This window comes from Janthinobacterium sp. GW823-FHT01H08 (assembly GCF_058797855.1).
In genome coordinates this window covers 3,897,139-3,909,828 of sequence record NZ_CM179504.1, presented here as the reverse complement: position 1 = coordinate 3,909,828, position 12,690 = coordinate 3,897,139, and the positions used below count along the sequence as shown (strand labels likewise).

The window sequence follows — 12,690 nt, the reverse complement described above, 5'->3', positions numbered from 1 at the left end:
ACGGCCGCGCGCATGCAAAACGGGGCGCAGCGGACGTGTGTCCCGCTGCGCCCCGTTGGCGGGCGACGCTGGTTTATCTTGCCGTGACGGTGATCGGCACCGTCAGTTGCGCCGTCAAGCCGTTATTGTCCAGCGCCACGACCTTCAGCGCATAGCTGCCGGCCACCGGTTGCGGCCAGTAGGCCGTGATGGTCAGGCCGCTCATGGAGAACTGCATGCCCAGCGGCGCGCCGTCGATCGAGATCCGCAGCGAGGTCGCACCTGGCGCCGTCAGCACGATGCTGCCGCTCATGGCCTTGCCGGCCACGCCCGTCATGGCGGCGGCGCTGATCGTGGGGCCGGCGGCGGCGATTTTCACCGTGGCCACGGCCTGGCCCGTCAAGCCCGTTTTCGTATCCTTGGCGATGACGGTCACGTTGTAGCTGCCCAGCACGGGGCTGGCCCAGCTGATGACGCCGGCGGCATTGACGGCCATGCCGGACGGCGCGCCCGACAGGCTGTACGTGACGGGGTTGGGCGCCACCACCGTGGCCGTGAACGACAGTGCCACGCCCGGTTTGCCGCTGACGCTGGACACTGTCACCGCGGGCGGCAGCGGGGCGGCGATGGCCACCGTATAGACGCCTTTGCCGCTCAGGCCAGTCTTGCTGTCCGTGGCCGTCACGGTGACGGCATAGGTGCCGGCCACGGGCGCGGCCCAGCTCACGAGGCCGGCGCTGCTGATGGTCATGCCGGCCGGTGCGCCGGCGAGCGCATAAGTGACGGGATTGGCGGCCGTGACGCTGACATTGAACGTCAGCGCCGTCCCCACCTTGCCCGTGATGGCGCCGGCCGTGACGACGGGCGGCGCGACTGGGGCGATGACGATGCTGTACACGCCCTGGCCGGTCAGGCCGGTGACGCTATCCTTGGCCACCATGGTCACGGCATACGTGCCGGCAATGGGCGCGGCCCAGCTGACCACGCCCGTGGCGGCGATGCTCATGCCGGCCGGTGCGCCCAGCATGGTGTAGCTGAGTGGATTGGAAGCGGTGGCCGAGACGGTGAACGACAGCGGCTTGCCGGCCGCGCCGCTGATGCCGGCCGGCGCCACCACGGGTGCCGCGGGGGCGATCTGCGTGCCCGACAGGCTGGCCAGCAGGTTTTTCACGTTCGGCGTGCCCAGGCCGCCCAGCGGGTCATAGCCGACCCTGGCCGTGCACACGCTGCAGGTGCCGTTGCTGCCGCGCGTGATGTCGGCAAAGCTGCTGGCAAAGGTGCCGGGCACGGTGGCGATCTGGCCGTACAGCATGCTGTGCGGCAAGCCGAGCGCCGTCTTCGCCTGCAGCGCGCGGCTGGCGTTGGCGATGGCGACGAGGCCGGCCCATTGCGGCGTGGACAGGCTGGTGCCGCCGATGCTGAGCCAGCTTGCGGTGCTGCTGCCCTGTGCCATTACGGCCGTGTACTGGCCCGTGGCGGGGTCGGCATTGAAGGCTACATCGGCCACGTTGCGCCGCAGCAGATTGGTCAGGCCGGGCACGTTCACCGTCTGGTAGCTGGGCAGGGCCGTATAGGCGCTGATGCCGCCGCCCGTGCCGGACCAGGCCGCTTCGCTGCGCACGCCGCTGCCGCTGTAGCTGAGCGTGGTGCCGCCCACGGCCAGCACGTTCGGCGACACGGAAGGCCAGGACACGCCGCTGCCCGAGTCGCCCGTGGCGGCCAGGTAGCTCATGTTCTTGCCCGTGAAGGCGCTGTCGACGGAGGCCGTCCAGCTGCCTTCGGCGGCGCCAAAGCTCATCGAGACGACGCCAGGGCCCATCAGGTTGGCCAGACGCACGGCGCCCAGCAGGCTGTTGACGGACGCGTCGGGCGCCTCGATCAGCACGATGCGCGCCAGCGGTGCCGTGGCGTGCGCCCACTGCACGTCGAGCGCGATTTCCATGGCCCAGCCCGAGTTATAGGCGGGCGCGGTGGCCGTCATCGTGCTCGACGGCGTGTTGTAGACGATGGACAATTCGCAGCCGCTCAGTGGTGCTGGCGGCAATGGCAGGGCGGCATTCGTGGCGATGGCTTTGGTGGTGCAGCCGGGCAAGCCGAATTTCTGGTTGAAGATGGCCAGTTCGGCCGCCGCGTTCGGGTTGTGCATGGCATCGACGATGTAGATCGTCTGCCCGGCACCCAGCTGGGCCGCCTGGGCTGGCGTCAGCGCCGTGCCCGCCGCAGGCAGGGCGGGCAAGTCGTAGGCGGCGCGGATTTGCGCGGGAGAGTAGGTCGCCACCACGCTGCTGCCGGCCATCGGCGCGACGGTGTCGCTCGTGCCGCCGGACAGCAACGGCGCGATACTCTGCGCCGCCTGTTCCGCTGCAGCGATCTTTTGCGCCGTCAGGCGCCGCGTGGCCATGTCCGCCATGGCGCGGGGCACGCGCTGCATGTGCGGGCGCCAGTGGGCAGAGCCGCTGCTGTTGGCGTTGTCGCGCCCGTCCGGCGCATCCAGGAGGGCAGGAGCCGCATGGAACATCGGCTGCGCCACCAGCGTGCCGACGCCGGCGGGGATGACGGGCACCTCGACGCTGAACTGTGTCGCGGCCGTGGCGATGGCGGCGGGCGGCGCCGTCGTCTCCTGGCCGGAGCCGCACGCGCCCAGCAGGATGGCGGCCGTGGCGCCCAGCAGCAGGCGCCCGTGGCGGGCATGCGGGGGAATGAATTTTTTCATGGCGAAACTCTCCGAGTTGGGCGAGGGCCACATCTCGACAATGCATCGAGGCTGGTGGCGCGCGTTGGCGGTCCCGGCCCTGCATTGGCAGCCCCGCTGCCATGGCGCTTGCGCGCGGTAGGCCGGTGGCTTTGCGTCCCCGCCTTTCGACGGGTTTGCCCTCAGAACTGATCATGCATCATTGGAAATTACCTGATGTGCTATCAATTCTAGTGAATTTGCCAAATAAGTGTTAACTATTTCCAATCAAGATTTTTATTTTTACAATAAAATGTGGTGATTTTGCCCATTGCGGATGGAATGTTGTTAGCTTTGTTAAGTCTTAAAAGCAAGATTATCAAGAGAGCATGGGAAGATCAGAGGTTATTTTGTCGCAATGATGCAGGGTTTTATGTTGAATTGATGAATATAACGAATTAAATGAATTTATGTGATGGCATTCGGCCATTTTTATCCGCTTATTGTGATTGAAAATTGTTTACGCCACCACTGGCAGTGTCCAAACAAGAGCTCGCTCAATTGCTGATATGGATACTGTTTGCATAGATTCAGCCTATCTAGCCTTGATAACTATCAAAGTTAAGTACTTGGTCAAGACTATGCTTAAAGGGCTGCTGGTGCGCCTTGCGTGACGCCCTGTCCTAGCCTATATCAAGGAGTTGCCATGCGTTACTTCCTTTTTTTAATAATATTATTTCAATGGAACTGGGCAATCGCAGCACCGAACGGTTGCGGTAGTGGTTGGAACGTGTGGGTAGTACCGAATTCAATTCCATTGCTAGTATGCTCGTTCGCCTCCTGTTGCAACGATCACGATACTTGCTACAGTCATTGCGAGGGACGGATAGACGGCGAATGTGCTTATATGCGTTGTAAAGAAGGCGGGGACTTGTACCATTCTCCTCGATGCACGCAGGATATACGGCTGGTAAAGTCCACTGTTGATGCTATCAACCGCAAACACCTTTGTGATAACAATTTTTATATAGCCATGCGTAGCATTAACCGCGGAAAGCCGCCATGTGAAGCTTTAGCAATCGTGTATCGCGATGCCGTCAAGGTTTGGGGGGATCCCAGTTTTAATGGCATGGGGAATGCAGAAACCGTACCGGCATGGAAGCAAGCGAAAGAGCAATATGATGGGGCGCTGCAAGAATTTTTCCTGAAGGGAACTGCATCGCAATTCGAAGATTTTGTTCGTCGCACTGACGAGCGTGTGCGGCCGACCAACTTGAGCCTACCTTTGAAATTCGATCAGCAGCGAGGTTTGATCAACATCCAAGGAAAACCATGAGTAGAGCCTGTACAAGTTTACGGTACTGCTACATGCTGGCGGCATTGTTAGCTGCTTCGGGGGCGCAAGCCGCCACAGCCATGCAGACGCAAATAGCATCTCAAGTCGATACAGCTTGCAAGATATCCATGTCCCGTGCATTGGCAGTTTTTCGCCCGAAATTGGCCGCATATCCAGACATCAGAGATAAAGAAGATATCATTACTATCGTCCCTTGGCTTGAAATGAACGCGCGGGCTCAAGTCGATAGCATGCAGATCGTCATTAACCAAGGTTTATGTTCGCAGATATGGCTGCTTTCTATTGCCTTCGCCGTATGTGAGCAATGGCCAACACAGCGTCGAAATTTGCTAAAATATATACAGTATCTTAGGGCTATTGTGGAACCGCCCGCGCGCCGCGGCATGGTGTTTGTCGAGCTAGAAATTCTTACTTTTCCATTATGGGCTCATGTCGATATGGCATCTTGGTCGCCACAGGAACAGGTGCGGGTTAGCGGCATTGTTAACATGCTCATGAACGAGGCCCTTGCATTTGTCGTGGCTCATGAGATTGGGCATATTGCATTGAGGCATAATGCACAAAACAATAAGATTTCGCGTGCGAATGAATATGCGGCAGATAAATTTGCACTGGATTTGGTAGAGAAGACCGGATATTCCTTCATCGGTGCCATTCCTACCTTGCTGGCCTTCATCAGTGATGAAGAACTCAGCAAACAATATAGAGAGGACTCCCATCCACCCGCTGCCTGCCGGCTCCGTGCCCTTTTGTTGAGATCTAAAGAACTGCAGAAGACGCTAAAGGATCCCGCTGGACAGGCAGAGATTGAACTAAATCTTGGCATGTCCGCAAAGGCGCTACGCAAGATGTTGAACACCTCCGAAGCAGAATGTGCGGAGCAGACTTAACATCTGTCTCTTATGCTGGCAGCACGCGGCTGAGTACAGTGATGGATATCTGCTTTACTCTTTACTGCATGTAGATGGGGTGCCCAGCTCTGGCTGGCGATGTGTGTAAAGATATTCCTATCGTTGAGCATGGCGGGGAACCGTCATACCGCGTGTTGAAATTTAGTACACGCAACCAAAATTTTCATAAGTTGCGGCAAAGCGCTTCGCGCGAGGTTTGGGCCGGTGCCATCAGGCAGGCTCGGCGTGCTCCACCATCAATTGCACCTTGGTCGTGCCATTGTATTCATTCGCATCAAGCCGGAAGGCGACCCTTGTCCGTTCGCCCAGGGCATCGGTATGGCCGAACCAGATGGCGTCGAAGCGCACGCCGTTCTTTTCCAGCAACAGTTTCAAATGCCGTTCCTTGAGGATGCGCTGGCTGACGACGCGGAATTCGTCGCAGAAGACGGGCGGGGCGAAGCCCTGGCCCCACACCTGGCCATCCATCAGCTCGATGAAGGCCGTCGTGTAATACGCGTCTTCCAGCGGGCCATCCGTTTCCACCACCCGTTCCAGCTGTTGGGCGCTGAGCCAAGCCTGGCCCACGGCTTCGAAGGCCTGGGAAAAGGCGTCGAAGGCGTCGGCGCGGATGGTCAAGCCCGCCGCCATGGCGTGGCCGCCGAACTTGTCGATCAGGCTCGGTGCCCGTTTCGACACGAGGTCGAGCGCGTCGCGCAAGTGGAAACCGGGAATCGAGCGTCCGGAACCCTTGATCCAGCCGTCGGCGCCGGGTGCAAAGGTAATCGTCGGGCGGTAGAATTTTTCCTTCAGGCGCGAAGCGACGATGCCGATCACGCCCTGGTGCCAGGATTCGTCAAACACGCTGATGGTGCTGCTGTTGGCCGGCTCGAAATCGTCGAGGTGCAGCAGGGCCGTATCCTGCATTTCCGCCTCGATTTCGCGGCGTTTCAGGTTGATGTCGTTCAATTGCTGCGCCAGCGCCCAGGCGCGGCCTTCGTCGTCCGTGATCAGGCATTCGATGCCCAGCGACATGTCTTGCAGGCGGCCGGCCGCATTCAGGCGCGGTCCCAGGGCAAAGCCCAGGTCGAACGGCGTGGCGCTGCGCGCTTCGCGGCCCGCCACGCGAAAGAGCGCCGCCACGCCCGCGTGCATATTGCCCTTGCGCATGCGTTTCAAGCCTTGCGCGACGAGGATGCGGTTGTTCGTATCGAGGCGCACCACGTCGGCCACCGTGCCCAGCGCCACCAGGTCGAGCAGGTTGTCGAGCTTGGGTTGCGTCTGCGCATCAAAGATGCCGCGCCGGCGCAGCTCCGCGCGCAGGGCCAGCAAGACGTAGAACACGACGCCGACGCCGGCCAGATGTTTACTGGGAAAACCGCAGGCAGGCTGGTTCGGGTTGACGATGACGGCCGCGTCGGGCAGGGTGTCGGCCGGCAAATGGTGGTCGGTGACGACGACCTGCATGCCGCGCCGGTTCGCCTCGGCCACGCCGTCGATGCTGGCGATGCCGTTGTCGACGGTGATGATGATGTCGGGCGATTTTTCGCGCGCCGTCAGTTCGACGATTTCCGGCGTCAGGCCGTAGCCGTATTCAAAACGGTTGGGCACGATGAAATCGACGTCGGCGCCCATGGCGCGCAAGCCGCGGATGGCCACGGCGCAGGCCGTGGCGCCGTCGCAATCGTAGTCGGCCACGATGACCATGCGTTTCTTGGCGGCAATCGCATCGGCCAGGAAGACGCCGGCCGCGCCGATGTGCAGCAAGCCGGACGGCGGCATCAGGGCCGCCAGTTCGCTCGACAGTTCTGCCGCGTCGGACAGGCCGCGCGAGGCGTACAGGCGGGCCAGCACGGGGTGGATGCCGCCCTGGCGCAGCAATTCGGATTCGCGGTAAGGGCAGGGACGGGTGGCGATGCGGGTACGGGTCATGATGCTTTCAACTTGTTCAGGGTAATCGCGCGCCAGAATTTACGCTGCGCATGCTTGCTGGTAGTGACGTCCAGCCAGGCGTCGCGGTGGCTCAGCACCAGGCGCAGCTGGCCCAGGCGGCCATCTTTCAAGGCCGCCAGCAGGGGCGCGAACCAGTCTGTTTCCAGCGCTTGCAATTGCTGCAGCCACATGCCCCATTCCTGGGCCTGCGCCGCTTCGGTCAAGCCGCCCAGCACGACGATCGTGTCGGATTGGTCCGCCAGCACACTGTTTGGACTGGCATCGCGGCGCGCCGGTTCCGCCAGCGCGGCCAGCCAGCCCGGCGTGTTCTGCGTATGCAGGCTGGCCGCGCAGCGCGCAGCCTCCACTGTTGCCACGCTCCCGCCCCAGATCCAGAACGCATTGATGGCTTTCAGGCCCCGTTCTTCGCGCGCCGCATTGACGGGGTGTTCATGCCACAGCATCTGCACTTCGTTCTGCAGGCGGCGCGCGGCGCGCGCGTGCTCGCCTTCCGGCATCCAGACGGACAGGTCTTGCGTGGTGGCGGCGTCCGGCGTGGCGCACTGCAAGTCGCTCCAGCCATCGGCGCGCATGAACCAGGTGCCCGCGTCGCCATACGCGAGCGGCTGGCCGATCTCGTCGAAATACGGGGCAGCGATGTCGAACAGGGCGCGCCCATCGGTCTCGTTCAGCTTGAGCTGGCGCAAGTCTTCCAGGCTGATATGGCTGCGGGCAATGGCCAGGTGGGCCGGATGCAGCAGGAAGTAGCGTACGCCCGGTTCCGGCACGAGGCCGTAGCCGCGCATGGCCCGAGCGGCAAAGGCCGCCTGCGCCGCCGCGCCGTTGGGTGCGGGCGACAGGTCCAGGGCGTGCGCCAGCCACGCTTCATGCGGCAGCAAGCGGTTGGCGTTGTCAAAAGTTTCTAAATTGCATGTGGAGGTGCGCGACAGCAGCGCTGCCAGCGCGGGCGCCTGCAAGACCTTGAGCAGGTCGGCAGCCAGTTCGGCGTTGGGCAAGGCGAAGGGCAAGACGAGGGTAAGTTGATTCATCCCGAGATTGTAGGCGATAGCGGCGGCGTGCGAGTAGGGCGCATGTGTTTTCGCCTCGATCGTTGCCACAGATTGGCGCGGGCAAGCCAGCCGCCTTGCATATTAAAAATATCAATAAAGCATCTTCATTATTTAAATTTTATCTTTGTCATCGGAAAATGATTCTCTTTTGAAAAGATAGTGGATATAATTGCGCTAACTTAATATCAGAAAGACAATCACCCCCTGCTGCGTGGTTGCGTCGTCTGGCTCCTGTGTCCCTCGAAATTGTATACAAGATCTGCCGGCTTCATTTTTAAACAAGTCCCTTCTTGGAAGCCCACTTATGTATACATTCGCCGCTTTGCGCGGCCAGGCTGATCGCGCCCTGGCCCCTCGTACTTCCGCTCCTGCTGCCGCCGTGGCATGCCGTCAGGAGGCCGCATGACTACCTACAACCTGTCGACTACGGTCCACGTCTGCGAAGACATCAACAAGAATTTCGATATCCGCGATCTGCTGATCCAGGCCGGCTACTCGGTGCAAGGCGAACTGAACATCAAGAATTTCACCGTGCTGTTGCCTGACGATACGGAATCGACCGAGAACACACCGCTGTTCGGCATGCTCGATGCGGACACCGTGTATGTGCGTCCCGGCGACTGGGCCGCCAACTACAACGGCAGCTTCTCGACCATCGAAGTGACGATTGACAAGGGCAATGGCGATATCGTCCAGCTGAGCCTGCAAGTCATCATCGACCCCGTCAACGACGCGCCCGACGCGGCCGATAAGACGTTTACATTGCTCAATGGAAACAACGTGGTGCTCAGCGAAGGCGATTTCGGCTTCCACGACGACGTCGAGCACGACGGCTTCAAGTCCATCGTCATCACGAATACCACCACGGCGGGCCAGGTCCTGTTGAATGGAGTGGCCGTGACGGTGGGCACGGAAGTGTCCATCGACGACATCCGCGCGGGCCACCTGGTCTTCGTGCCGAGCCAGACCGTGGCCGGCGACTTCGACCTCGGTTTCAAGGTGCGCGATGACGGCGGCACGGCCGGCTGCAATGCGCAAGACCTGAGCCTGGCGCCCCATTACCTGACCTTCAAGGTGCCGATGGCCCACCTGGGCGACTTCGTCTGGGAAGACAAGAATGCCAACGGCGTGCAGGACGCGGGCGAGGCGGGCATCGCCAATGTGGTCGTGCAATTGAAGGATACGGCCGGCAATGTGGTCGCCTCCACCACGACGGACGCCAGCGGCGGCTACCACTTCGACGTCAACCCGGGCACGTATTCCGTGACCGTGGTGGCGCCCGCCGGCTATGTGTCGACGGCGGCGAACCAGGGCGGCGACGCGGGCAAGGACAGCAATATCGATGCGGCCGGCAAGATGGCGCCCGTCACCCTGGCGCCGGGCGAAACCAACCTGACCCTGGACGCGGGCCTGTACCGCACGGCCGAGCTGGGCGACCGGGTCTGGTTCGATACGAACAAGAACGGCGTGCAGGACGCGGGCGAAGCGGGTGCTGCTGGCGTGAAAGTGACCTTGCTCGACGCGTCGGGCAACGCCGTCGGCAGCCCTGTGGTGACGGATGCGAACGGCAACTACCTGTTCACGAATTTGAAACCGGGCGCCTACAGCGTGCAATTCGATAAGACCACCTTGCCAGCCGGCTATACCTTCACGGGCCAGGACCAGGGCGGCGATGAGCAGCGCGATTCCGACGCGAATGCCGATGGCAGGACAGCGCAAGTGCTGCTGGCCTCGGGCGACAGCAACCACAGCGTGGATGCCGGCATCGTGGCCTTGCCGGCCACCCTGGGCGACCGCGTGTGGCATGACAGCAACGCCAACGGCATCCAGGATGCGGGCGAGTCCGGCATCGGCGGCGTCACCGTGCAGCTGAAAAATGCGGCCGGCAGCGTGATCGGCTCGACCGTGACGGACGCCACCGGCTATTACAACTTCAATGTCGATCCGGGCACGTATTCCATCGCCGTCGTCGCCCCCGCTGGCTATTTGACCACCGTCAAGGATGCGGGCAGCAGCGATGCGCTCGACAGCGACATCAACACGCTGGGCAACAGCGGCCAGGTGACGGTCGCTGCGGGCCAGAACTACAAGGATCTCGATGCCGGCCTGTACAAGACGGCGTCCATCGGCGACCGCGTCTGGTTCGATGCGAACGGCAACGGCACGCAGGATGCGGGCGAGGCGGGCGTCTGTGGCGTGAAAGTCAATCTGTACAACGCGCAAGGCGTCGTCGTGGCCAGCGCCTCCACGGATGCGAACGGCAATTATCTGTTCAGCAACCTGGTCCCCGGCGAATATTACCTGGGCTTCGTGCCGCCGGCCGGCTATGGCTTCACCAAGGCCGATATCGGCGGTTACGCCACGGATTCGGACGTCAATCCGGCCAGCGGCTTTACCACCACATGGGCTAGCTTGAAGTCGGGCGATGTGCAGCTGGACTGGGATGCCGGCCTGGTCAAACTCAACACGGCCTCCATCGGCGACCGCGTGTGGGAAGACAATAACTACAACGGCGTGCAGGATGCAGGCGAACTGGGCGTGGCGGGCGTAAAAGTCAACCTGCTCAATGCCAGCAACGTGGTCATCGCCTCGACGACGACGAATGCCAGCGGCAACTACCTGTTCAGCGAACTGGCGGCCGGCAGCTACAAGGTTGAAGTCATCCGTCCATCAGGCTTTTATTACACCAAGGCCAATCTGGGCAGCGATACGGCCGATTCCGACGTCGATGTCAGCACGGGGCGCTCGTCCCTGATCAACCTGGCCGCCGGCCAGAACGACATGAGCTGGGATGCGGGCATCTACCGCAAGGCCAGCCTGGGCGACAAGGTGTGGCGCGATGCCGACCATGACGGCGTGCAAGACTACAACGAGGCGGGCATCGCCAACATCAAGGTGCAGTTGTACTCGGGCAGCGGCGTGCTGCTGGCCACCACCTACACGAATGCCAACGGCAACTATCTGTTCAGCAACCTCGATCCGGGCAGCTATTCCCTGAAATTCGACAAGTCGGGCGTGTACCACGCGGGCTACGCCATGGATACGTGGAAATGGGGCGCGAAGAACGTGGGCACGAACGACAATATCGATTCGGATGTCAACAGCAACGGCACGACGTCCAACGTGGTCTACACGGACATATTGAAGCTGGCGTCGGGTCAGAACGACATGAGCTGGGATGCGGCCATCACGCCCATCGTCATCGACCTCAACGGTGACGGCGTGCACACGATCGCCCGCGCCGACTTCCACGGCAGCTTCGACCTGCTGGGCACGGGCAGCGCCATCCAGACGGGCTGGGTCTCGGCCCATGACGGCTTGCTGGCCATCGACAGCAATGGCAATGGCAAGATCGACAACATCTCCGAGTTGTTCGGTGGTAACGAGAAGGGCACGGGCTTCGCCAAGCTGTCCAGCTATGACTCGAACCACGACGGCGTGGTCGATGCGCATGACGACAAGTTCGCCGAACTGCGCATCTGGCGCGACGCCAACAGCAATGGCGTCACGGACGATGGCGAGCTGATGTCCCTGCACGACGCCGGCGTGGCCAGCCTGGCGGTCAGCTACACGGAACTGCCTTTCCTCGACGCCAACAGCAATCTGCACCTCGAGCGCAGCAGCGCCACCCTGGCCGACGGCAAGACGGTCGACATGACGGACGTGTATTTCAACGTCGACGCCAAGGATGCGGCCGCCGCCGGCGTGCATCTGCCCAGCATGGCGGACCTGCTGCGCGACGACAGCACGCTCGACGTGGTGCTGGGCCAGGATGGCACGGTGACCACCGTCGCCGCCGCGCCGGCCGCCGCAGCAACCCCTGCCGCAGAAGCCCAGGCCCAGTGCGAAATGGCCGACCTCTTGCGCCGCGCCATGGCTCACGTAAATACCCAGCCCCAGGAAATGGCTGCCTGATGTCCCTTGCCGGGCCATGAGCCTGCCCGGCAATGCCGCACCGGCGCGCCCGTCACGGGGCGCCGGCGCTTTCCACGCTTTTTTCACACTTGATAATCGAAATAGGGAAACCACAATGAAACAATCCATGCACCTGATCGTTCGCGGCGCCATCGCCGCAGCCGCTTTCGCCCTCGCCAGCGGCAGCGCCCTGGCCGCTTCCAACCTGCAAGTCGTCGATTCGCACAGCGTCAGCCTGTTTACGGCTGCCGGTGGCGCCTTCGGCTCGGGCAGCGCCATCTCGCCGACCTTGTGGGAAGTCAAGTACGACAGCAACACTTTCCTGGCGTTTTGCCTCGATCCCCATGTGGCCGTAAGCAACAGTTCGAACAGCTACAGCAGCGGCGCCTTCGCCGCCAGCGATGCCGTCAAGCGCCTGTATGAAGGGTATTACGCTTCGTCCATCGCGGCTGTGTCGACCAGCGCCAACAGCGCCGCCGCCTTCCAGCTGGCCCTGTGGGAATTGAATAACGACAATACGAACCTGCTGACGGGCGACCTGCGCTTCAAAAACCTGAGCAACGCCGTCGTCAGCCAGGCCAACACCATGTTGGGCGTGGCCACGGGCAATGGCGCCATCCAGAACCTGTACAACTACACGAGCTTGACGAGCGTCAACCCAGCTTCGCAAACCCTGCTGGCCGTGTCGCCAGTGCCGGAAGCGCAGACGTGGGCCATGCTGGTCGCGGGCCTGGGCTTGCTGGGCTTCATGGCGCGCCGCCGCAAGGGCGCTTCCGCGCTGACTTAATTATTACTCATTAGTCATCACTCATCGCGCAAGCGATAGCGTTCCCGCTGCGGCGCGCCCGACCGGCGCGCCGCAGCGTTTTATTGTGA

At 61.9% G+C, this 12,690-nt stretch carries 7 protein-coding genes and 1 riboswitch; of the genes, 4 read left to right on the top strand and 3 right to left on the bottom strand.

From position 1 onward, the window contains the following. Window positions 1-73: 73 nt before the first annotated feature. On the bottom strand, window positions 74-2,692 hold the full coding sequence (locus tag AC3RCG_RS17470) for a S53 family peptidase (protein WP_492402885.1): 2,619 nt from the start codon (window positions 2,690-2,692) through the stop codon (window positions 74-76). 83 nt (window positions 2,693-2,775) lie between these two features. Next, window positions 2,776-2,862: riboswitch (cyclic di-GMP riboswitch) on the bottom strand. A gap of 494 nt (window positions 2,863-3,356) precedes the next feature. Between AC3RCG_RS17470 and AC3RCG_RS17465 the strand changes: the two genes are divergently transcribed. Together AC3RCG_RS17465 and AC3RCG_RS17460 are read left to right on the top strand one after the other, a co-directional pair. Then, window positions 3,357-3,986, top strand: a complete 630-nt coding sequence (locus AC3RCG_RS17465) for a hypothetical protein (protein ID WP_141750090.1) — start codon at window positions 3,357-3,359, stop codon at window positions 3,984-3,986. A 32-nt stretch (window positions 3,987-4,018) separates the two neighbouring features. After that, the gene (locus AC3RCG_RS17460; protein WP_070313576.1) at window positions 4,019-4,897 is read left to right on the top strand and encodes a phage exclusion protein Lit family protein; all 879 of its coding nucleotides are present in this window, start codon (window positions 4,019-4,021) and stop codon (window positions 4,895-4,897) included. A 231-nt stretch (window positions 4,898-5,128) separates the two neighbouring features. On the opposite strand, the gene recJ is transcribed toward AC3RCG_RS17460, so the two are convergent. Together recJ and AC3RCG_RS17450 are read right to left on the bottom strand one after the other, a co-directional pair. Continuing rightward, entirely contained in the window at window positions 5,129-6,829 is a 1,701-nt protein-coding gene (gene recJ, locus AC3RCG_RS17455; RefSeq protein WP_492402888.1) for a single-stranded-DNA-specific exonuclease RecJ, read from the bottom strand. Beyond that, window positions 6,826-7,878 carry a hypothetical protein gene (locus tag AC3RCG_RS17450; protein WP_492402890.1) on the bottom strand — a complete coding sequence of 351 codons (1,053 nt, stop codon included), beginning with the start codon at window positions 7,876-7,878 and terminating at the stop codon, window positions 6,826-6,828. The genes recJ and AC3RCG_RS17450 overlap by 4 nt, the downstream gene beginning before the upstream one ends. A 423-nt stretch (window positions 7,879-8,301) precedes the next feature. Between AC3RCG_RS17450 and AC3RCG_RS17445 the strand changes: the two genes are divergently transcribed. Then, window positions 8,302-11,814 carry an SdrD B-like domain-containing protein gene (locus tag AC3RCG_RS17445; RefSeq protein ID WP_492402891.1) on the top strand — a complete coding sequence of 1,171 codons (3,513 nt, stop codon included), beginning with the start codon at window positions 8,302-8,304 and terminating at the stop codon, window positions 11,812-11,814. Window positions 11,815-11,929: 115 nt separating this feature from the next. Then, on the top strand, window positions 11,930-12,601 hold the full coding sequence (locus AC3RCG_RS17440) for a PEP-CTERM sorting domain-containing protein (RefSeq protein ID WP_492402893.1): 672 nt from the start codon (window positions 11,930-11,932) through the stop codon (window positions 12,599-12,601). Window positions 12,602-12,690 lie beyond the last annotated feature (89 nt).